21 protein-coding genes are annotated in these 19,831 nt (G+C 51.1%); 13 read left to right on the forward strand and 8 right to left on the reverse strand.

Annotated elements, in window-relative coordinates:
• The first annotated feature begins 28 nt into the window (after window positions 1-28).
• The 3 genes from can to NP589_RS00980 all read left to right on the forward strand — a co-directional run bounded on the left by can (window position 29) and on the right by NP589_RS00980 (window position 5,273).
• A complete protein-coding gene (can, locus tag NP589_RS00970) occupies window positions 29-661 on the forward strand; it encodes a carbonate dehydratase (RefSeq protein ID WP_256605267.1) in 633 nt (210 codons plus the stop codon).
• A 32-nt stretch (window positions 662-693) separates the two neighbouring features.
• Window positions 694-2,253 carry a SulP family inorganic anion transporter gene (locus NP589_RS00975; protein ID WP_256605268.1) on the forward strand — a complete coding sequence of 520 codons (1,560 nt, stop codon included), beginning with the start codon at window positions 694-696 and terminating at the stop codon, window positions 2,251-2,253.
• A gap of 539 nt (window positions 2,254-2,792) precedes the next feature.
• Complete coding sequence (locus NP589_RS00980; protein ID WP_256605269.1) at window positions 2,793-5,273, forward strand: PAS domain-containing sensor histidine kinase; 2,481 nt, start codon at window positions 2,793-2,795, stop codon at window positions 5,271-5,273.
• A gap of 27 nt (window positions 5,274-5,300) precedes the next feature.
• Here the strand turns inward: NP589_RS00980 and NP589_RS00985 are convergent, their stop codons facing one another.
• The 4 genes from NP589_RS00985 to NP589_RS01000 are packed head-to-tail and all read right to left on the reverse strand — an operon-like array spanning window position 5,301 to window position 8,659.
• Entirely contained in the window at window positions 5,301-6,356 is a 1,056-nt protein-coding gene (locus NP589_RS00985; RefSeq protein WP_256605270.1) for a phosphotransferase enzyme family protein, read from the reverse strand.
• The gene (gene rdgB, locus NP589_RS00990) at window positions 6,353-6,940 is read right to left on the reverse strand and encodes an RdgB/HAM1 family non-canonical purine NTP pyrophosphatase (protein ID WP_256605271.1); all 588 of its coding nucleotides are present in this window, start codon (window positions 6,938-6,940) and stop codon (window positions 6,353-6,355) included. The genes NP589_RS00985 and rdgB overlap by 4 nt, the downstream gene beginning before the upstream one ends.
• Before the next feature lie 6 nt (window positions 6,941-6,946).
• Complete coding sequence (rph, locus tag NP589_RS00995) at window positions 6,947-7,696, reverse strand: ribonuclease PH (protein ID WP_256605272.1); 750 nt, start codon at window positions 7,694-7,696, stop codon at window positions 6,947-6,949.
• Window positions 7,697-7,753: 57 nt separating this feature from the next.
• Window positions 7,754-8,659 carry a serine/threonine protein kinase gene (locus NP589_RS01000; protein ID WP_256605273.1) on the reverse strand — a complete coding sequence of 302 codons (906 nt, stop codon included), beginning with the start codon at window positions 8,657-8,659 and terminating at the stop codon, window positions 7,754-7,756.
• A gap of 55 nt (window positions 8,660-8,714) precedes the next feature.
• Here NP589_RS01000 and NP589_RS01005 point away from each other — a divergent pair, with 55 nt between their 5' ends.
• Together NP589_RS01005 and NP589_RS01010 are read left to right on the forward strand one after the other, a co-directional pair.
• The gene (locus NP589_RS01005; RefSeq protein WP_256605274.1) at window positions 8,715-9,566 is read left to right on the forward strand and encodes a YicC/YloC family endoribonuclease; all 852 of its coding nucleotides are present in this window, start codon (window positions 8,715-8,717) and stop codon (window positions 9,564-9,566) included.
• A 282-nt stretch (window positions 9,567-9,848) separates the two neighbouring features.
• Window positions 9,849-10,661 (forward strand): sulfite exporter TauE/SafE family protein, encoded by an 813-nt coding sequence (locus NP589_RS01010; protein WP_256605275.1) that lies wholly within the window; start codon window positions 9,849-9,851, stop codon window positions 10,659-10,661.
• Window positions 10,662-10,729: 68 nt separating this feature from the next.
• Here the strand turns inward: NP589_RS01010 and typA are convergent, their stop codons facing one another.
• The 4 genes from typA to NP589_RS01030 all read right to left on the reverse strand — a co-directional run bounded on the left by typA (window position 10,730) and on the right by NP589_RS01030 (window position 14,519).
• Window positions 10,730-12,538, reverse strand: coding sequence for a translational GTPase TypA (typA, locus tag NP589_RS01015; RefSeq protein ID WP_020484208.1), 1,809 nt, complete (start codon window positions 12,536-12,538; stop codon window positions 10,730-10,732).
• Between the two features lie 107 nt (window positions 12,539-12,645).
• The gene (locus NP589_RS01020; protein ID WP_256605276.1) at window positions 12,646-13,038 is read right to left on the reverse strand and encodes a rhodanese-like domain-containing protein; all 393 of its coding nucleotides are present in this window, start codon (window positions 13,036-13,038) and stop codon (window positions 12,646-12,648) included.
• Between the two features lie 12 nt (window positions 13,039-13,050).
• Window positions 13,051-13,620, reverse strand: a complete 570-nt coding sequence (locus NP589_RS01025) for a class I SAM-dependent methyltransferase (RefSeq protein ID WP_256605277.1) — start codon at window positions 13,618-13,620, stop codon at window positions 13,051-13,053.
• Entirely contained in the window at window positions 13,617-14,519 is a 903-nt protein-coding gene (locus tag NP589_RS01030) for a LysR family transcriptional regulator (RefSeq protein WP_036272630.1), read from the reverse strand. Before NP589_RS01030 ends, NP589_RS01025 begins: the two co-directional genes overlap by 4 nt.
• Window positions 14,520-14,709: 190 nt before the next feature.
• On the opposite strand from NP589_RS01030, the gene NP589_RS01035 reads away from it, so the two are divergent.
• From NP589_RS01035 to NP589_RS01070, 8 genes are all read left to right on the forward strand, one after another.
• Complete coding sequence (locus NP589_RS01035) at window positions 14,710-14,862, forward strand: hypothetical protein (protein WP_256605278.1); 153 nt, start codon at window positions 14,710-14,712, stop codon at window positions 14,860-14,862.
• Window positions 14,863-15,045: 183 nt separating this feature from the next.
• Complete coding sequence (locus NP589_RS01040) at window positions 15,046-15,366, forward strand: phosphoribosyl-ATP diphosphatase (RefSeq protein WP_256605279.1); 321 nt, start codon at window positions 15,046-15,048, stop codon at window positions 15,364-15,366.
• A 22-nt stretch (window positions 15,367-15,388) separates the two neighbouring features.
• Window positions 15,389-15,604, forward strand: coding sequence for a Sec-independent protein translocase subunit TatA (gene tatA, locus NP589_RS01045; protein WP_256605280.1), 216 nt, complete (start codon window positions 15,389-15,391; stop codon window positions 15,602-15,604).
• An 8-nt stretch (window positions 15,605-15,612) separates the two neighbouring features.
• Window positions 15,613-15,936, forward strand: a complete 324-nt coding sequence (gene tatB, locus NP589_RS01050; RefSeq protein ID WP_020484215.1) for a Sec-independent protein translocase protein TatB — start codon at window positions 15,613-15,615, stop codon at window positions 15,934-15,936.
• Entirely contained in the window at window positions 15,911-16,666 is a 756-nt protein-coding gene (gene tatC / locus NP589_RS01055; protein ID WP_064035806.1) for a twin-arginine translocase subunit TatC, read from the forward strand. Before tatB ends, tatC begins: the two co-directional genes overlap by 26 nt.
• On the forward strand, window positions 16,659-17,342 hold the full coding sequence (locus tag NP589_RS01060) for a YggS family pyridoxal phosphate-dependent enzyme (protein WP_256605281.1): 684 nt from the start codon (window positions 16,659-16,661) through the stop codon (window positions 17,340-17,342). Before tatC ends, NP589_RS01060 begins: the two co-directional genes overlap by 8 nt.
• A 57-nt stretch (window positions 17,343-17,399) precedes the next feature.
• Window positions 17,400-19,157: an arginine--tRNA ligase gene (argS, locus tag NP589_RS01065; protein ID WP_256605282.1), complete on the forward strand. Its 1,758-nt coding sequence runs from the start codon at window positions 17,400-17,402 to the stop codon at window positions 19,155-19,157.
• On the forward strand, window positions 19,157-19,801 hold the full coding sequence (locus NP589_RS01070) for an SPOR domain-containing protein (RefSeq protein WP_256605283.1): 645 nt from the start codon (window positions 19,157-19,159) through the stop codon (window positions 19,799-19,801). The genes argS and NP589_RS01070 overlap by 1 nt, the downstream gene beginning before the upstream one ends.
• Window positions 19,802-19,831: the final 30 nt, after the last annotated feature.

Below are 19,831 nucleotides of genomic sequence, written 5' to 3' on the forward strand. Positions count from 1 at the left end.
ATAGTTATGAAAAATAAGGACACCCATTATGATTACACCCGCGAAATTACTGCTCGAAAACAAAGCTTGGTCGGAAGAGATCAGTAGAAAAGACCCGGAGTTTTTTATCCAGCTGGCCAAAGAGCAAAAGCCCGATTTTTTATGGATAGGCTGCTCGGATAGCCGGGTGCCGGCGGAGACAGTCGTCAATGCCAAGCCGGGCGAAATTTTTGTACATCGCAATATTGCCAATCAGGTTATCACCACCGATTTCAATTGCCTGAGCGTCGTGCAATATGCCATCTCGGTCTTAAAAGTTAAGCACGTTATCGTTTGCGGCCATTACGGCTGCGGCGGCGTGAAAGCGGCCTTGCAGCCGCAAAAGTCCGATCTGGTTATCACCAATAAATGGTTGCTGCACATTAAAGATGTATACCGTTTTCATCAGGAAGAGCTTGAGTCTATTCCTCCGGAGAAAAAAACCGATCGTCTGATCGAGCTGAATATCGTCGAGCAAGTTTACCGATTAGCTCATACCTCGATCATTCAGTCCGCCTGGAAACATGGGCACAAACCCACCCTTCATGGCTGGGTATACGGTCTGAACGACGGCTTGATTAGCGAATTGATCAAACTCGACCACAACACGCAAATCAATCCGATTTACCGCTATGCCGACTAGCATCCGGATTTTCGTAACGACTGGGTAAACCAATGACATCTCAATTGAATTCTTACATGAAACATCTGCACCAGGACTTACCGGCCGGCATCGTGGTCTTTCTGGTGGCTTTACCGTTATGCCTAGGGGTTGCGTTAGCGTCCGGCGCGCCGTTGTTTTCTGGAATTATTGCCGGCTTGGTTGGCGGTATTCTGGTTTCCTGGGCCAGCGGCTCGCAATTAAGCGTTTCGGGACCGGCTGCCGGATTGACGGTTATTGTCTTTGAGGCCATCGAAACCTTGGGTGGTTTTGGCGGTTTTTTGCTGAGCGTAGTGCTGGCCGGCGGCTTGCAAATAGTGCTGGGCTTTTTGAAAGCCGGCGTGATTGGCGCATTTTTTCCGGCTTCGGTGATTAAAGGCATGCTGGCAGCGATTGGCTTGATTTTGATTATCAAGCAAACGCCGCATGCCACCGGTTACGATACCAGTTTCGAAGGCGATGAAAGTTATATGCAAGAGAGCGCCGAATCGAGCTTCTTCGAATTGTCGGAGGCCTTGGAAGCGTTTACCCCAGGCGTTACCATTGTCAGCGCCGTGGCACTATTGATTTTGATCGTCTGGGACTCCGGATTTATCAAGCAATTCAAACTTTTAAAGCTGATTCCCGGTCCGTTGCTGGCCGTTATTTGGGGTGTCAGTTTCAACGCCCTGGCACTGCATTTTGCGCCCGATATGATCATTGGCGAAAAGCACTTGGTATCGCTTCCCGAGTTGGGCAGTACTGCCAACTTTATCAACCAATTGCGTCTGCCGGATTTCAGTTATTTCAGCAATCCGAAAATTTACAGCGTGGCGGTGACCATTGCGATTATCGCCAGTCTGGAAACGCTGCTGAGTATAGAAGCGGTCGATAAACTGGACCCGCACAAACGCGTTGCACCGACCAATCGGGAATTAAAGGCTCAGGGCTTGGGCAATATGGTCAGCGGATTGATGGGCGGCCTGCCGATTACCGCCGTGATCGTGCGTAGTTCGGCCAATATCAATGCCGGTGGCCAAACCAGAATCGCGTCGTTCTTCCACGGTGTCTTGCTGTTGGTCAGCGTGCTGTTTTTCGCGAAATACTTGAACATGATTCCATTGGCCTGTTTGGCGGCGATTCTGCTGCAAACCGGCTACAAACTAGCCAAGCCGGCATTGTTCGTGGAGTTTTATCGCAAGGGCTGGAATCAGTTCGCGCCGTTTGCGATTACCGTTGTGGCGATTTTATTCACTGACTTGTTGCTGGGTATTGCCATTGGGATGGCTTGCGGTTTCTTCTTTGTATTGAAAGCCAATTTCCATGCGGCAATCACTTTGACCCAGCACGGTCCGCATTATCTATTGCGTTTGCATAAGGACGTTTCGTTTTTGAACAAGGCTTTGCTGCGTAAATATCTGGATGAAGTACCCGATGACAGCGAGTTGTTGATCGACGGTACCAAAGCGCAATTTATCGATCTGGATATTATGGAAACCATAGCCGATTTCTTGCAGGCTGCGGCGGATCGTAATGTCGCGGTAGAAATTCAGGGCTTTAGCGTTTCCTGTCCGACATCCTCTTCCGGACATTAAGTCTCTTTGTCGGGCCAGGCAGCGAGCGTTGCCTGGCGGTCATCTTCGGCTTGTTCTGGAACACGGAGCAAGCCGGGGAGGAATGAGACAGTACACTATTCGGTAGGCGAAGCCTGAGTGTCTGCCACAAGCTCCTTGGCGGAACACTTTTCATCGCATTTCAATCCTTTGCTGCTTCGCAGCGATTGGTAGGCGGAATTTAGCCGGCCGGCGACCTCTCGATAAGTCCAATAGCAACAATAATTTCTTAACGCAACAGCCAGGGTTTTGCCGGAAGGTGATAGCCCAGATTAATCTTTTCCTGTTGTTGCCCTTGTCGTTCCTCTTCGCAAAGCAGCGGAGCTCCTTTTTCAGTCGCCGAATCTTCGATTACCTAAGCGCCGAATTGTTGCTTGGCTTTGGCGTCGCTGGGTTTTAGTAACTGCTAAACTTCTTAAAATGACGAAGATGATTGAGGTGGTGAATATGCGCGAACTCATTGGCAAACAAGATTTTATCGCTTCTCGTGAGGAGGATAGCCGGGTAATAGAATACCGTTTATGAAAACCAAGTATGAGGATATAGTCGGCTTACGTAACCATTTGCTGAATGCAATCCTGTTGGTCGCTGCAACATTAGGTATTCCAAGTTTGGGAATATCCTTATCGCGAGCAATGTTCATGGGCTGGCAACCGGTCATGACCGTCCAGATCTTGATTTTGATAGCGCTTTGGTTGCTATGGTTAGGCCGCAAACGGATTTCCTACATCGCCCGGGCAATTTCGTTGATGGTTATATTCTGGGTGGTTACCTACGGTGGACTGTTGCAATTCGGTCTGATTGCCGGCAGTAAACTATTCGCGCCGCTGTACACTTTATTGTGCGTGTTTCTATTCGATTTTCCGCTTGCCGGCTGGCTGATGGTTATCAATATTCTGAGTATGGCTTTGCTCGGTTTTGTGGCTACTCAGCATTGGGTCAAATTCGATGTCGATTACCAAGTGTATGCCTATCATCCGCTGCCCTGGCTGAACGTTATTTGGAATCTTTTCGCCTTCAATAGCATTATTGCTTTTTTGAGCTGGCGAATGCTTGAGAGGTTGCGAAACAACGAAGAACAGGCCCGCGCTAACGCCGATTATCTGCAAAAGATTACCGCCAATGTACCTGGAGTGATATACCAATATTTGCTGCGCGCCGACGGTAGTTCTTGTTTGCCTTATGCCAGCAGTAAACTCCTCGATTTGCTGGGGGTGGCGCCGGATCAGGTGGTGGACGATGCCGAGCCGTTATTTGCCATTACGCATAGTGACGATTTGCCGGCCATCAAACATCTGATTGCCAAATCGGCGCGCCAATGCGAGGTGTTCAGGGCTGAGTTTCGCGTGCTGCATCCCGAACACGGTAGTCGGTGGATAAGCTGCCACGCCACACCGGAACGCGTTGAAAACGGCGCGACCCTCTGGCACGGTTTTTTTACCGACATTTCCCGGCAAAAAGCCAACGAAGCCGAGCTGGAAGAAAACAAGGCTTTGTTCCAGCGTTTGTTCGAACGGCTACCCATGCCGTTGGGTGTGGTGAATCGGCATGGGCGTATCGTCGAGCTCAATAGCCGTTTCATCCAAACTTTTGGTTACACCAATGCGGAAGTGGTTACCCTCGACGATTGGTGGCCATTGGCTTTTCCGGAACCGCTGTATCGGCAACAGGCTATGGCTATTTGGGAGGATGCCTTACGCGATGCCCAGGAAAATGGCAGCGACATTCAGGGCTTGGAATATCGGATAACTGACAAGCGCGGCAAAATTCGCACGATGGTCGTTTCCGGCATCACCCTTGACGACGGATTTTTAGCCACTTTTTTCGATGTTACCGAACGTAAGGAAGCCGAACAAACGCTACAGGCCAGCGAAAGTCGCTTCCGGCAATTGGTGGAAAATTCGCCGGTCGCTTATTTGGCTTTGGATATTAGCGGTTATATTCTGGATACCAACGATAAGCTCTGCCAAATGCTCGGCTACCGCTACGAGGATTTATTGGATAGGCATTTTAACGAACTCAGCGACCCGAATTATCCTATCGACTTTATCGATCATTTTATCGATTTACAACAGATGGGATCATTACCCACGGGGCAGGAGTTACACTTGCGGCATCACGACGGCGGCACGCTCATCGCCTTGTTGGAATGGGGTATTCAGTTGGACGTCGATGGCCAGTTCGTGCAATGTCACTGTGTATTGCATGACATCAGCGAACGCAAGCGGATGGAGAACGCATTACTGGAAGCCAAAATGGCCGCCGAAAGCGCCAATTCGGCGAAATCGATGTTTCTGAACAGTATGAGTCACGAATTGCGTACCCCGTTGAATGTGATCATCGGCTTTGCGGAGCGGCTAAATATTGGCGAACCAGAACCTTTGCTGGCGCTACAGCAAGAGCCGGTGGCGTATATCTTGAAGGCCGGTCGGCAATTATTGACGCTGGTGGACGATGTGCTGGATTTGGCGCGTATCGAGTCGGGTAACTTGGAGCTGTTCATCGAGCCAGTGCGCTTACAAGGTGTCCTGGACGATGTCATGACATATTTTAAAGGGTTGGCCGCGCAGCGGCATATCGAGTTGCTGATTGTGGATGGTGCCCAGCTCTCGGTAAGGGCCGACGCGTGCCGGCTGCGACAAATCATCCAAAACTTGGTGTCCAATGCCGTTAAGTACAATCGTGAAAACGGCCGAGTGACGATTTTATGCCAAAAAACAGACGGCAAAGTGCGGATATGCGTCGAGGACACGGGCTTGGGTATCCAAGAAAATTTGCAATCCGAGCTGTTTCAACCGTTCCAGCGTTTGGGTGCGGAAACTACTCATATCGAAGGCACCGGTATCGGTCTGGTGATTTGCCGATATTTGCTGGAAGCCATGGACGGCAGCATTGGCTTTAACAGCGAGCCGGGTGTCGGTAGTCAATTTTGGCTGGAGTTACCCAGCGCCGAGGCCGCGGCGGAGGCTTTTCCTGCATCAGCCGATACGCATTTGATTTAAGTTTTCTTAAATAATATTGCTGAGGTTTTAAGCGATGTTGGCGATGACGTACATCAATTCGGTTTCTTGCTGCGCGATGCTCTCGCATAAGGCAAATTGCTCGATAGCGCGTTGTAGATTTTCTCGCGGCTGCTTGACTTTAAAGTAGCGGTTGCTTTGCAGATAATCGCTAAAAAAGCGCAACCCGAGCTCGAACGGAATCAGCTCGATGGCCGCATACAGATAGTCGTAATCGGCCTGTTCGAAAAACTGCCCGGCCTCGGCCAAATAGCTGGTCAAAATGGTTTTGCAGCGGGCGATGTCGAATTGATTGCTGGGCCGAATATGACAACAGGAGCGCAGGCAGTCGCCGATGTCGTAATGCACCAAGCCCGGTTTGACGGTATCCAGATCGATTAGGCTGACAATCCGGTCGCTGCCCGGCTCGAATAAAAAGTTGTTCAATTTCGGATCGCCGTGTATCACGCGCTCCCGTAATTCGCTGCGCTGTTTGGCTCGTTCCAGCACTGCGATTCGGTCTCGAAAGCCCTCGATAAACTCTTGGCATTGCCGAAACTCGGCATCCATCGCGACCGGCAGTGGTCGGTCCAGAATAGCCAAATAATTTTGATAATAAGCGGGGGCGATGTGGAAGCCGGGTAGCGTGTCATGCAGCAATTCCGGCGCTAGCGTGCCGCAGAGGCGGTGAAAATGCGCCAGCGCAAAGCCGACTTGGCTGGCTTCCGCCTGATTGCTGAGTTGCTCGCGGCTCTCGGCCGGACTGATCAGCTCTAAAGCCCGCCAAATTTGGCCGTCGTCATCACGGTAAAACGCTTCTCCATCGTTGGCTGGCAGTAGCGCCGGAATCCGAAGCTGTATGTTAGCCGGGTCTTGCTGCGCGATATGGCGGTTCAGCTGCTGCAAATTGGCGACAACCTGTTCCGGCTGTGGAAACACCTGGCTATTAATGCCTTGCAACACAAATTGGGCGTCTCCGGCATTCACCAGGAAAGTGTCGTTGATTAAGCCGTTGCCGAGCTGGCTGATGTTGCCAACGTCATGCCCGCCGGCAAACTGTCCGGCGATCCCGTGCAGCTTGTTCACAAGCCGGCGAGTTGCTGGCTAAGCGCTCGCAAGGCTTGACCTCTGTGGCTGAGGGCATTTTTTAGCTCCGGCGCCAGTTGCGCTGAAGAGCATTGATATTGTTCCACCCAAAATACCGGATCGTAACCAAAGCCGTTCTCGCCGACCGCTTGCCCTAGAATCCGGCCTTCCCAAACGCCTTGGGCGACGATGGGCGTCGGGTCCAAGGCGTGGCGCAGATAGACCATCACGCAAATGAAGCGCGCCGAGCGTTGTTCCTCCGGCACCTCGCGCATGTCTGCCAGCAATTTGTCCAGATTGGCTTGGTCCGAAGCGCCGACGCCGGCATAGCGTGCCGAGATCACGCCCGGCGCACCGCCCAGTGCATCGACTGCCAAGCCGGAGTCGTCGGCAATGGCCGGCAAGTTGCAATGTGCGGCGGCGTTGCGGGCCTTAATGATGGCGTTTTCGATAAAAGTCGCGCCAGTTTCCTCCGGCTCAACCACATTAAATTGCGATTGCGGCAGGATTTTATCGTTTTGCAGGATGGCTTGAATCTCGCGGATTTTGCCGGGATTGCCGCTGGCTAAAACTATCGAGCTCATTCCAGCTTACAGTACGACTCTGAGCGGGGCCGGCTTTTTGGCGTCTCGCAACGCGGCCTGTTGTTTTTCCAACAATTGATTGATGCCGAATTCGGCCAGTTCCAGCATCGCGTTCAATTCGTCTTTTCTGAACGCATGGCCTTCGGCTGTGCCTTGCACTTCTATGAAGTGGCCGGCTTCATTCATCACCACGTTCATGTCGGTTTCGGCTTGATGATCTTCGGCGTAATCCAGATCCAGTACCGGTACGCCGTTATAAATCCCCACCGATACCGAAGCGACTTGACCATGCAGCGGGTTTTTCTTGATTTTGTGGGTTTTCAACAAATGCTCGATGGCAATTGACAGTGCCACAAAGCCGCCGGTGATAGACGCGGTGCGGGTGCCGCCGTCAGCTTGAATCACGTCACAATCGATGGTGATGGTGTTTTCGCCCAAGGCTTTCAAATCGATGGCAGCACGCAAAGAGCGACCAATCAAGCGTTGGATTTCCAGAGTGCGGCCGCCTTGTTTGCCCCGGCCGGCTTCACGGTCCATCCGGCTATGAGTAGAACGCGGCAGCATGCCGTATTCGGCCGTGACCCAACCTTCGCCTTTACCTTTTAAAAACCGTGGGACGCTGTTATCGACGCTGGCGGTGCATAAAACCCGGGTGTCCCCAAACTCTACTAACACCGAACCTTCGGCGTGTTTGGTGTAATTACAGGTAAAGCGTATCTCTCGTAATTGATCGGGATTGCGTCCGCTTGGTCTCATATTCATCTCGTTGGTATATAAATTGCCGGCATTATACTGGCTTTACCGGGCGGATTTTTAACTATTGCCGGCACTTAGGGCTTGCTGCAACTCCGCGACACTTTGCGGTCTATTCTCCGGAAATACCGCCATGGCCCAATCGATGGCTTTGAGTAAATACTCAGGAAAGTGCCGTTTGTGCGCCTTTACGGCGGGCGGCAAATCGTCCTGTTTGATGCGGTCCGGCGAGGGTGGCGGAATTTTATAATCCAGACAGGCGCGCATGCTGGCACCTACCGCATAAATGTCCGACCACGGACCGAGATTGCCGTTACTGTCGTATTGCTCGATGGGCGAATAACCGTTGGTCAGCACTTTGGCGCGATTGCGTTGCGGGTCCAGGGTGATTTTGCGGATGGCGCCGAAATCCAGTAGCAAGGGGTCGTTTTCGCTGCGGATCAGAATATTGGCGGGCTTGATGTCCAGATGCACCAAGCCTTTTTGATGCACCGCTTCAACGCCGGTCAACAACAGCTTGAATACGGTCAGCAGGAAGGCTTCGTTAATCGGCAGGCTGCGTTTGTGCAGGATTTTGTCCAGGGTGATGCCGTAGTCGTAAGTCATCACCATGTAAACTGTGTCGTTGGCTTGGAAGAAATTGATGACATCGACGATGTTATGGTGCTTCAGCATCGCCAACACTTTGGCTTCTTCAAAAAATAGAGAGCGGCCGCGCATGAACAAAACCTTGGCCTCTTCGTTGTTGGGGACCACCAGATTATTCCAGGTGCGGTGCGCCAACTTGCGGGGTAGATATTCCTTAATCGCCACCTGAATCTGATCGGCCAGCTGTCTGGCCAGATATACAGAACTAAAGCCGCCGTGCGCCAATTCCCGCTCGATCATGTACTGATCTATAATGGTTCCCGATTGAAGGTAATTCCATTCCTTGGGATAAGTTTCTGGATCGTAGTATTCGGCCATGTGCAAAGCTGGGCGGGTTAAGCGTAACGATTATAGGTGAAAAATGATAAGAAGCATGACCGCTTTCGCGGACGGCGAAATAAGCGCCGACAATCTGACCATCCTTTGCGAGTTACGTTCGGTTAACCATCGTTACAGCGATCTTAGTGTCAAGTTGCCTGAGCGGCTGCGCTTTGTCGAAGCCGACGCCCGACGCCTGATTGCCGACAAACTGAAGCGAGGCAAAATCGAATGTGCCTTGAGTTACAAAAAACAAGCCAGCGATAACAGTTTCAATATCAATCGGGAAATAGTCGAAAAATTGCTGACGGCTACTGCCGGTATCGAAGCGTTGATGAGCAATCCTCAGCCGTTTTCCGCATTAGAGGTGCTCGCGTTTCCGGGGGTGCAGCAAGAAACCGAAACCGACAAGGAGGCGCTACGCGAAAAAATTGTCCAGTTGCTGGACTTAACGCTGGATAAAATGCTGGAAACCCGCGCCCGTGAAGGAGCGCAACTGGCGCAATTATTGGAAGACCGCTGTCATAAAATCAATTTGCTGGTCGAAGCGGCCCACAAACGCATGCCGGATGTGTTGCATAACTTGCGTAGTAAGTTAACCAGCCGGGTGCTGGAGATGGTCGCCGAACCTAATTTTGATCGTTTGGAGCAGGAGTTGGTGTTGCTGGCGCAAAAACTTGATGTGGCCGAAGAACTGGATCGCTTGGAAACCCACGTCGCTGAAGTGTTACGCACCTTGAAACAACCGGAACCCACCGGACGTCGTCTGGACTTTTTAATGCAGGAAATGAACCGCGAAGCCAACACCCTGGGCTCCAAGTCCGCCGACCGGGAAATGACGCAAATTTCCATCGATCTGAAAGTATTGATCGAGCAGATGCGTGAGCAAATACAGAACATTGAATAATGTTCTGGCTGCTCCAGACAATCCAGCAACCCGTTGCAGGCCGCGTAAATCGCGGCTTTTTTGTGTCTGGCATATCTAGCAACGTTGAAAGATAGTTAAATCAAACCATGCATCCATCGATCAATAGGCTGATTTACTTGTGCAGCTTGTGTTGTGGCGTCTACGCGTGCCAATATCTGAAAATTAAATATACATATGCAATTTAATCATTAATAAGCTGGGCGATTGCGCTGGCATAATGAGATCACTTATCGAATATTATGAAGTTTGAGGTGATTGTCTATGAATTTAATGTATACGGCTTCCGGATTTGTCGTGGGTATGCTGGTGGGCGTTACCGGTGTCGGCGGTGGTTCGTTGATGACGCCGCTTCTGGTCTTTTTGTTTGGCTTTAAACCCGCAGTTGCAGTAGGCACCGATTTACTCTATGCGTCGATTACGAAAACCGCCGGGGTGTTTGTTCATCACGGTAAGCACGGTTCGGTGGATTGGAAAATTGTCGGCTGGTTGGCGCTGGGTAGTTTGCCTTTCGCCGGTATAACCTTGTATGTACTGAAAAATCTGATGGAGGTTGGCAAGGAAGTGACCGGCGCCATTACCTTTACCTTGGGCGTGGCGTTGTTACTGACGGCTCTGGCCTTGTTGGTGCGCAGTATTCTGTTGCGCAAAGCGGCCAAGACTGCGGCAATCGATGACGAGCATAGTAATCAGGAAAACAGTGGCCGTTTTTCGCCGCGCTGGGAAAAAGTTGCTACGGTGTTTACCGGTGCGGTGCTGGGAGTGTTAGTCACATTATCCTCGGTGGGTGCCGGGGCTTTAGGGACTGTGGCTTTGTTATTTCTGTATCCAAGAATGACCACATTGAAAATTGTCGGTACCGATTTGGCGCATGCGATTCCTTTGACCGCCGTGGCCGGTTTGGGGCATTTGAGTCTGGGTAATTTCGATCTGGATTTGTTGATCAGCTTGTTGCTGGGGTCGGTGCCGGGGATTTGGATCGGCAGTCATTTGAGCGCCAAGATTCCGGAATATTTTCTGCGCCCGGTGTTGGCAACCTTGCTGCTGGTGATAGGTGTTAAGTTTGTATTGCAGTAGAACCGTATTTAACGGCTTGGCTTGAAGAAACCGTTCTCGGCAATGACGAGAACGGTTTTTTAGTTTGACTATTTCGGTGCGCGTTTGCGTTCGTTTTCAGTCAATAAGATTTTACGCAGACGAATTGATTTAGGCGTCACTTCGACCAGTTCATCATCGCTGATAAACTCCAAAGCTTGTTCCAGCGTCATTTTTTGAATTTTGGCGCAGGTCAAGCTGTCGTCGGTACCCGCGGCACGAATATTGGTTAAAGGTTTTGGTTTGGTTGGATTAACCACTAAATCGCTGCTGCGAGAATGGATGCCGACTAATTGGCCTTCGTAGATTTCATCACCGTTAACCACTAACAACTCGCCGCGAGCTTGCAGCGGATACAGCGAATAATCGACCGCTTTACCTTTAGCCATGGAAATCAACACGCCACGCACGCGACTACCAACCGCGCCTTCTTTCACGGGGCCGTAATGGTCGAAGACGTGATAGAACAATCCGGAGCCGGAGGTTGCGGTCAAGAACTCGGTTTGGAAACCCAATAAGCCCCTAGAAGGCACCACATATTCCAAGCGGATGCGGCCTTTGCCATCGGGTACCATGTCTTTCAGGTCGCCTTTCCGTTCGCCCAATTTTTCCATGATGGTGCCTTGGTGTTGCTCTTCCACTTCAATCGTGACGTTTTCAAACGGTTCTGATTTCACGCCATCAATTTCGCGAATGATCACTTGTGGACGCGATACGCCTAACTCAAAGCCTTCGCGGCGCATGTTTTCGATCAACACCGATAAATGCAATTCGCCACGTCCGGACACTTTAAATTTGTCAGGGTCATCGGTAGTTTCAACGCGCAGCGCGACATTGTGTTGTAACTCTTTTTGTAAGCGGTCATAGATTTGGCGGGTAGTAATGAACTTACCTTCTCTGCCGGCAAACGGTGAGTTATTAACCTGAAAGGTCATGCTCACGGTTGGCTCATCGACAGATAGCGGCGGCAATGCAACCACATTGTTAGGGTCGCATAAGGTTTCCGAGATTTTCAGGTTTTCAATACCGCAGAAAGCAATGATGTCGCCCGCTTGCGCACTTTCCACTTCAACGCGTTCCAAGCCATGGAAACCATACAGTTTCAACATCCGACCGCTACGATTTTTCCCTTCGTTGTCCACGATGGTCAACGGCATATTGCGCGTCACTTTGCCGTGTTGAATGCGACCGATGCCGATAACGCCGACATAAGAGTTGTAATCCAGGCTGATGACCTGCATTTGGAAAGGTGCATCGACCTCAACCGGCGGCGGCGCTACTTTATCAACGATGGTTTGAAACAGCGGTGTCATATCGCCGCCCGATACGTCGGCTTCCAAACCGGCAAAACCATTTAACGCCGAGGCATACACAATAGGAAAATCCAACTGCTCATCGGTTGCGCCTAAGTTATCAAACAAATCAAAGGTTTGATCGACCACCCAATCCGGACGGGCGCCTGGGCGATCCACTTTGTTAATCACGACGATGGGTTTTAAACCCAGGGCAAACGCTTTTTTGGTGACGAAGCGGGTTTGCGGCATTGGGCCGTCGACGGCGTCGACCAACAGTAAAACCGAATCCACCATCGATAAAACCCGTTCGACTTCGCCACCGAAGTCCGCGTGGCCTGGGGTGTCGACGATGTTGATGTGATAGCCGTTCCAGTCAATCGCGGTGTTTTTTGCCAAGATGGTAATGCCGCGTTCTTTTTCCAGCGCGTTGGAGTCCATCACCCGTTCGTCGACTTTAGTGTGCGCGTCGAAGGTGCCGGATTGCTGTAAAAGTTGGTCAACTAACGTGGTTTTGCCGTGGTCGACGTGGGCGATGATCGCGATGTTTCTGAGTTTTTCTATCACAATAATTTACTAGATGATTTTTAAGGAACAGATAGGCCGAACGGATAAGCCGCCCAGCGGGATTTAGTTTTGGTTTCCGCGCTGGCGCGGACCGATTGGCTGAGGGATTAACTTTGTTGCCAAGGCAAGCCGTGAAAACGCCAGCCGCCAGTATTGCCGCGGTGCTTGTTTTCATCCAGCGGGCCTTCGAAGCCTTCCAGAATGTTGATCAGATGTTCGTAGCCCGCCGCTTCCAGGGCTTTGGCAGCGTCTACAGAACGTTGTCCGCTGCGGCACAACAGCAGAATCGGCGCGGTTTTATCCGGGGCATGCTGTTGCACTTGGTCTATGAAACCCGTGTTTAATTGCATGCCGGGAAATTCTTTCCAGGCCACATGAATCGCTTGCGGCGGGTGGCCGACAAAGCTGTGTTCGATGGCTGTCCTGACATCGATCAGTACCGCTGCCGAATTGGCTTGTAATACAGCCCAGGATTGTTTGGGGTCGAGATTTTCTATCATTAATTTACCGCTTCATTTTTGCCCGATAAAACAGGCTTCGTTTCTGTTGCCGAATCGCACATCGCCGAGTTTTGCGTATTCCTGGTAAAAAATCACGCTTAAGGGGCTGAATAGCCGCAATAACTCGTTGTTTGCCAGTAAATACTCGGGATTGCTGGGGCCTTGTTGGTCAAGTTTGTTGCGGGTAAATGTTTGATAAAACAGCAGGCCGCCCGGTTTCAAGGCTGCCATTATCGCATTACACAGGGTTCGGTCAAGAAAACGACAGATGACAATCACATCGTAAGTCTGCGTTGTAAGTGTTTCGGCGCTGATATTGCATTGCCGAGTGGTGATGGAAAGGCCTTTTTCGGCAGCCTCTTGTTGCAATAGTTGTAAAGCGACCGAAGAAATATCCCAAGCATCCGCATCAAGCCCGGACTCGGCCAAGAGTATGGCATTGCCGCCCTGGCCGCAGGCCAAATCCAGCGCGTTGCCGTGCTTGGGTAGCAGGTATTGATGCTGACTTAGCACCTCGGCAGGCGATACCGGAGTGGAAGTGTTTCGATACGCAGCATCCCACTTGTCTTGCAGATCGCTCATGGATTCATGCCGATCCGATGCGGTAGCCAAGCTTGAATAAACTCCAAAAACGACCGGACTTTGGCCGACAAATATTTGCGGTGTGGGTACACCGCATAAATTTCCAGCGGCGAGATACCGTACTGCTCCATGACCACTTGCAGCCGGCCTTGCTCGATGTCACGGCCGACGATGTAACGCGGCAACATGATCAGGCCCAAGCCGTTCACCGCGGCGTTGCGGATCGGATCGGCCATATTGGCCTGCATTCTACCCGTGACGGTGACGGTGCGTTCCCCGAGTATGCCCTTGAAGCGCCATTTGTTACGCGGTGGGATAGCCCAATTGATCAGGCAGCTGTGATCTTCCAGGTCTTCCGGGTCTTGCGGAGTGCCATGCGCCTTGAGATATTCCGGGGAGGCGCACACGACCAGTGATGAGCTGGCCAACTTTCGGGCCACCAAGCTGGTATCGTTCAACTGGCCTAGATAAATAGCCAAGTCGACACCTTCATCGATTAAATCGACTTGTCCGCCTTTCAACACCATCTCTACTGAGAGATCCGGGTAGTTTTTTAAGTATTCGGTCAAGCCCGGCGAAATATGGCTGGCGCCGATGACCGGCGGCGCCAGAATTTTCAGGGTGCCGCGCGGCTCCGTTTGCAGATGCGTGATCGCCGATTCCATCTCCGCCACGTCTAGTAGAACTTGCTGACAGCGTTCCAGGTAGGCTTCGCCAGCCTCGGTTAGGCTTAAGCTGCGGGTTGTGCGATTGAACAAGCGTGTGTTCAGTTCGCTTTCCAATTGCATGATGTGTTTGGTAGCCATGGCCCTGGAAATATCGAGATCTTTGGCGGCTCCGGCAAAGCTGCCGGCTTTGGCGACGCGGACAAAGACATTCATGCTGGTTAGTTTGTCCATGGTATCTCCTGGAAAGTAAAAAATTCACCAAAAAGCGTTGACATTTTTATTGTTTCGAAATTGTATACAATTTATTTAGTAAAAGCCTAATTGTAAACTTTTTTCTATCCTGTATAGTGCGCTGCAACTGAAAAGCAAACGCATGAAGTCTTGTCAAGCACAAGATTTAAAAACAGAGAATTTGAGCACAATGAGCGAATTTAAAAAAGACATCTTAATCGGCACCCTCTTTATTGCCGGTATTTGGAACTTTATTTCAGGTTTGTTCGTAATCTCCACTGTGTTGTTCGCTGCCACGTCCATGTTTAGCAATATGTCGACCAAGGCGCAGCTGAATAGCTGATCCAAGAATTTGTAACTACCTCCTGGTGTTGTAATAACGAGCGGAACCTCCTTCTAAGCACTCCGCTGGTTTTTTTGCCTTCCTCTGCGCAAGCATAGGGAGGCTTTTTTTTGCCGATAGATTTTTTTGGGCTGTTTCGGCAACGTGCTATGATTTTGCAGTTCCCAATCCACACAAAAACTAATGAGCGAAGTTTTACAGCAATTGGCCCTGGTTCTCGAGCAGCGTAAGCTGCAAACCGCCGATCAGTCCTACGTGGCCAGTTTATACGCCAAGGGCTTGGATCATATTTTGAAAAAAATCGGCGAAGAGGCCACTGAAACGGTGATTGCCGCCAAAGACGGCGACAAGGATAAAATAGTCTATGAAACCGCCGATCTTTGGTTTCACTGCATGGTTATGTTGGCGCATCAGGAACTCGGACCGGAACATGTGATCAATGAGTTGCAAAGGCGCTTCGGATTGTCCGGTTTGCAGGAAAAAGCGCAACGCGACATTTCCTGATGGTTAAATTTAGGAGTAAAAAATGGGTTTAAGTATCCCTCATCTATTAGTAGTGTTAGTTATCGTGGTCTTGGTGTTTGGCACCAAGCGCCTGAAAAATATCGGCTCCGATCTCGGCGAGGCGATTAGAGGATTTCGCTCAGCTGTTAAGGAAGGCAGCGAAGATAAAACGATTGCACGTAAGGAAGAGGAGCCTTTGGAAGGCGAAGTCGCTAATAAAGAAAAAGATCGGGCTTAGTCTGCGCTATGTTCGATGTCGGCTTTTCAGAGTTGTTGATGGTTGGCTTAGTGGCGCTATTAGTGCTTGGCCCGGAAAAATTGCCGAAAGCAGCCCGCTTAGCTGGATTTTGGGTAGGAAAAGCCCGTACTGTACTGGCCACCGCGAAGGCGGAAATTAAACAGGAATTGCATGCTGAGGAAATGCGCCAGTTAATCCAGCAACAGTCCATAGCCGGCGAATTGCAGAAAGTGGTGCAGGATACTCAGTCGGCCCTTGACGATATTAACTTCAATGCTCAGGCAGCGACCGAGATCAATCAGGACGATGACAAGCCAAGCACCGCTGGATAACGAGCAGTCTTTTTTTAGCCATTTAGTCGAACTGCGCGACCGCCTGTTAAAGGTGGTGCTATGCGTGTTACTGGTGTTTGTCGGTACCGCAAGCTACGCGAACGAGATTTACGCCTATCTGGCGGAGCCGCTGTTGCAGCATATGCCGAAAAACAGCACGATGATCGCCATCGATGTCGCATCGCCGTTTTTCACCCCGTTCAAACTCGCATTCGTAGTAGCGGTGTTCGTTTCCATTCCCTTCATTCTTTACCAGTTCTGGGGCTTTGTGGCGCCTGGCTTATACCGTCATGAAAAGCTGATGGTGGCGCCGTTGCTATTGGCTAGCACGTTATTGTTTTACAGTGGCGCAGCCTTCGCCTATTTTCTGGTATTCCCGCTGGTGTTCGGCTATCTCACTTCGGCGGCGCCTGCCGGCGTGGCGGTGATGACCGATATAGCCACTTATCTGGATTTTGTGTTGGCGATGTTTTTTGCCTTCGGGTTATCGTTCGAAATTCCGATTTTCACTATTGTATTGGTCTGGACCGGGATTATTACGCCGGAAACACTGTCCGAAAAAAGGCCGTATGTCATCGTCGGGGTGTTCGTCATCGCGATGTTTTTGACGCCGCCCGACGCCTTGTCGCAAACGCTGTTGGCAGTGCCGATGTGGTTGTTGTTTGAATCCGGATTGCTGTTTTCGCGCTTATTTGTCAAAAAAGAATCGGCGGCTGAGGATCGTGAATAGTATCGCCCAGCGTTTCGCCAAGGTACGCAAGCAACTCCGCCAGGCCGAAATCGATTCGCAACGGCCGCTGGGCAGTGTGCGACTACTGGCCGTCAGTAAGACCAAGCCTGCTGCCGATATTGCCGAAGCCTACCGTTTAGGTCAGCGCCATTTCGGCGAAAACTATTTGCAGGAAGCGCTAAAAAAACAGCAGGAATTAGCGGCGTTCAATATCAGCTGGCATTTCATCGGACCGATTCAGTCCAATAAAACCAAGCCTATCGCTCAGCAATTTGCCTGGGTACACAGTGTTGATCGCTTGAAAATTGCCGAGCGCCTCAGCGAGCAACGCCCCGACTATTTGCCGCCTCTGAATGTTTGTTTGCAAGTCAACATTAGCGACGAAGCCAGCAAGTCCGGCATTGAGTTGGCTGATTTGCCGGCGCTGATCGAGCAAGTTAGCAAATTGCCGAATTTGTGTTTGCGCGGCGTGATGGCGATTCCGGAGCCGCAGCAGGATTATCAGGCGCAATGCTTGCCTTATCGGCGACTTTATCAAGCGGTACGGCAACTTGAGCGTAACGATCTTGATACCTTTTCGTTTGGGATGAGCGGTGATTTGCAAGCGGCGGTCGCCGAAGGCTCAACGCTGGTGCGGATAGGCACTGCGCTGTTCGGCGAGCGTCCTAGCCAATAATTTGTTTTTAATGGATAATGGCGGCTATTTTCCGATAAATCCCCATTTTTCAACGCGATGAAACAAAAGCTGGAAGCCCTTTTACAACAAGCCGTTACAGCCCTTAAAACTCAAGGTATTCTCGAAAACGATTTTATTGCGCAAATCAATTTAGAGCGCACGCGCGATGCGCAGCATGGCGATTTCGCCACCAATCTGGCAATGTTGCTGGCTAAGCCGGCCAAACTTAATCCTAGACAACTGGCCGAAAAAATCGTCGCTGCTCTGCTCAGCGATGCGCTGATCAGCAAGGTTGATATCGCCGGCCCCGGATTTATCAATTTCTTCATCAATCCCGACAGCCAGTTTCAGATTGTCAAACAGGTACTCGATGCCGGAGCTGAGTTCGGTTTAAGTCAGATCGGTGCAGGAAAGCGGGTGCAAGTCGAATTCGTTTCCGCCAATCCTACAGGGCCTTTACATGTCGGCCACGGTCGCGGCGCTGCTTATGGTTCGGCGGTAGCGGATTTGCTGGCTGCCGCCGGCTTTCAGGTCGAGCGCGAATACTACGTCAACGATGCCGGCCGGCAGATGGACATTCTCGCTACCAGCGTCTGGTTGCGTTATCTGGAAGCCTGCGACGAGGTTCTACCGTTTCCAAGCAACGGTTATCGCGGCGAATATGTCCGAGACATTTCCGCGAATCTGCATAAAAAAGCCGGCGATACATACCGCCGGGCCGCCGCGCAAGTGATGGCGGATTTACCTGCCGATGAGCCGCAGGGCGGCGACAAGGAAAAACATATCGACGCGTTGATCGACAGAGCGAAAACCCTGCTCGGTGCGGCCTACAAAGAGGTATTTCAAGCCGGTCTGGACGAAATTCTGGATGATATTAAAGATGATTTGGCGGAATTCGGCGTCAGCTATCAACAGTGGTTTTCCGAGCGTTCGCTGATGGATGATCATTCCGTTGAGCAAGCTTTGCAGCGTTTGGATGCGGCCGGCTATCTTTACCAGCAGGAAGGGGCTACCTGGTTTGCCTCCAGCCGCCTGGGCGACGAAAAAGACCGAGTCGTGGTGCGTGATAACGGTCAGACCACCTATTTTGCGTCCGATATCGCCTACCACATGCACAAACTGGATCGCGGTTTCGATCAGATCGTCAATATCTGGGGTGCCGACCACCACGGCTATATTCCGCGCGTAAAAGCGGCGATGCAGGCCTTAGGCGCCGACGAATCCAAGTTGAAGGTATTGTTGGTGCAATTTGCGATCCTGTATCGCGGCGACGAAAAAGTACAAATGTCGACTCGCTCCGGGGAGTTTGTAACCTTAAGACAGCTGCGTAACGAAGTCGGTAGAGATGCTTGCCGTTTCTTTTATGTGATGCGCAAATCCGAGCAACATATGGATTTCGATTTGAAGCTGGCCACCTCCAGAAGCAACGAAAATCCGGTGTATTACGTGCAGTATGCGCATGCCAGGGTGTGCAGCGTGTTGCGCCAGCTCGACGAAAAAGGCCGGCAACGCAATCCGCATTTGGGTATGGAACATCTGAATCTGTTGACCGAAGAGCAGGAAACCGCGTTACTGACTACACTTTCCAAGTACCCGGAAGCTTTGGAACGTGCTGCTGTGAATTACGAACCTCATCAATTGATTCATTATTTGCGTGAACTGGCCAATCAGTTCCACAGTTACTACAACGCACACCAGTTCCTGGTAGACGACGACGAACTTTGTAATGCCCGCATCAATTTGATTTGCGCCGTGAAGCAGGTATTGGTCAACGCCCTATCCCTATTGAAAATCAATGCACCCGAAGCGATGTAATGGCCAGAGACTATAAGCACCGCGTTCAAAGCCCCAGTTACACCAACAACAGTCGCAGAAAGCCGAAAAAGTCTTCGGTAGCACTTTGGCGTTGGTTGCTGGTCATCGCGCTGATTGTAGCTTTTGGGGTGTTTTTGAACATGATCCGCAAAATGGTGCCGGAGCTGGTGGCAGGCAAACCGGAAGCGGAGATTCCGCAAGTAGTGGAAAAGTTAAAACAGGAATTACCGGTCAAGCCGCAAACTCAAGCGGCCGCTGAACCAGAAAAACCGGCGGAGCCGTCACAGCCTACGGAACCGGAAGAGCCGCGTTACGATTTTTATACCATACTGCCACAGGCGGAAGTGGTGGTGCCCGACTACGAAATCAAAACCCGGGTGCGTGAGCAGCTGGTCGGTAAAACCAAGGCGGCCAAATACATTATGCAGGCCGGCTCGTTCCGGGAAGCCCCGGAAGCCGAGCGCCACAAGGCTAAGCTGGCATCGCTCGGCATAGAGTCCAGGGTCGAGAAAGCTAAAGTCGGCAATGTTATCTGGCATCGCGTTAAGGTCGGTCCCTACGATAATCCCGCCAGCGTTTCCACGATTAAGGAATTGCTGCAGAAAAACGGCATAGGTGTGATTGTTACCGAAAGCGGTCAATAAGCGTTCAACAAGTCCAGGGTTTTGTCTGGT

This window comes from Methylomonas rosea (assembly GCF_024505055.1).
GTDB classification, from domain to species: Bacteria; Pseudomonadota; Gammaproteobacteria; order Methylococcales; family Methylomonadaceae; genus Methylomonas; species Methylomonas rosea.

Coding starts and splice junctions, on each gene's coding strand:
- can (WP_256605267.1), top strand. CDS start 29: ATGATTACACCCGCGAAATTACTGCTCGAAAACAAAGCTTGGTCGGAA.
- NP589_RS00975 (WP_256605268.1), top strand. CDS start 694: ATGACATCTCAATTGAATTCTTACATGAAACATCTGCACCAGGACTTA.
- NP589_RS00980 (WP_256605269.1), top strand. CDS start 2,793: ATGAAAACCAAGTATGAGGATATAGTCGGCTTACGTAACCATTTGCTG.
- rdgB (WP_256605271.1), bottom strand. CDS start 6,940: ATGAGCTCGATAGTTTTAGCCAGCGGCAATCCCGGCAAAATCCGCGAG.
- rph (WP_256605272.1), bottom strand. CDS start 7,696: ATGAGACCAAGCGGACGCAATCCCGATCAATTACGAGAGATACGCTTT.
- NP589_RS01000 (WP_256605273.1), bottom strand. CDS start 8,659: ATGGCCGAATACTACGATCCAGAAACTTATCCCAAGGAATGGAATTAC.
- NP589_RS01005 (WP_256605274.1), top strand. CDS start 8,715: ATGACCGCTTTCGCGGACGGCGAAATAAGCGCCGACAATCTGACCATC.
- NP589_RS01010 (WP_256605275.1), top strand. CDS start 9,849: ATGAATTTAATGTATACGGCTTCCGGATTTGTCGTGGGTATGCTGGTG.
- NP589_RS01020 (WP_256605276.1), bottom strand. CDS start 13,038: ATGATAGAAAATCTCGACCCCAAACAATCCTGGGCTGTATTACAAGCC.
- NP589_RS01025 (WP_256605277.1), bottom strand. CDS start 13,620: ATGAGCGATCTGCAAGACAAGTGGGATGCTGCGTATCGAAACACTTCC.
- NP589_RS01030 (WP_036272630.1), bottom strand. CDS start 14,519: ATGGACAAACTAACCAGCATGAATGTCTTTGTCCGCGTCGCCAAAGCC.
- NP589_RS01035 (WP_256605278.1), top strand. CDS start 14,710: ATGAGCGAATTTAAAAAAGACATCTTAATCGGCACCCTCTTTATTGCC.
- NP589_RS01040 (WP_256605279.1), top strand. CDS start 15,046: ATGAGCGAAGTTTTACAGCAATTGGCCCTGGTTCTCGAGCAGCGTAAG.
- tatA (WP_256605280.1), top strand. CDS start 15,389: ATGGGTTTAAGTATCCCTCATCTATTAGTAGTGTTAGTTATCGTGGTC.
- tatB (WP_020484215.1), top strand. CDS start 15,613: ATGTTCGATGTCGGCTTTTCAGAGTTGTTGATGGTTGGCTTAGTGGCG.
- tatC (WP_064035806.1), top strand. CDS start 15,911: ATGACAAGCCAAGCACCGCTGGATAACGAGCAGTCTTTTTTTAGCCAT.
- argS (WP_256605282.1), top strand. CDS start 17,400: ATGAAACAAAAGCTGGAAGCCCTTTTACAACAAGCCGTTACAGCCCTT.
- NP589_RS01070 (WP_256605283.1), top strand. CDS start 19,157: ATGGCCAGAGACTATAAGCACCGCGTTCAAAGCCCCAGTTACACCAAC.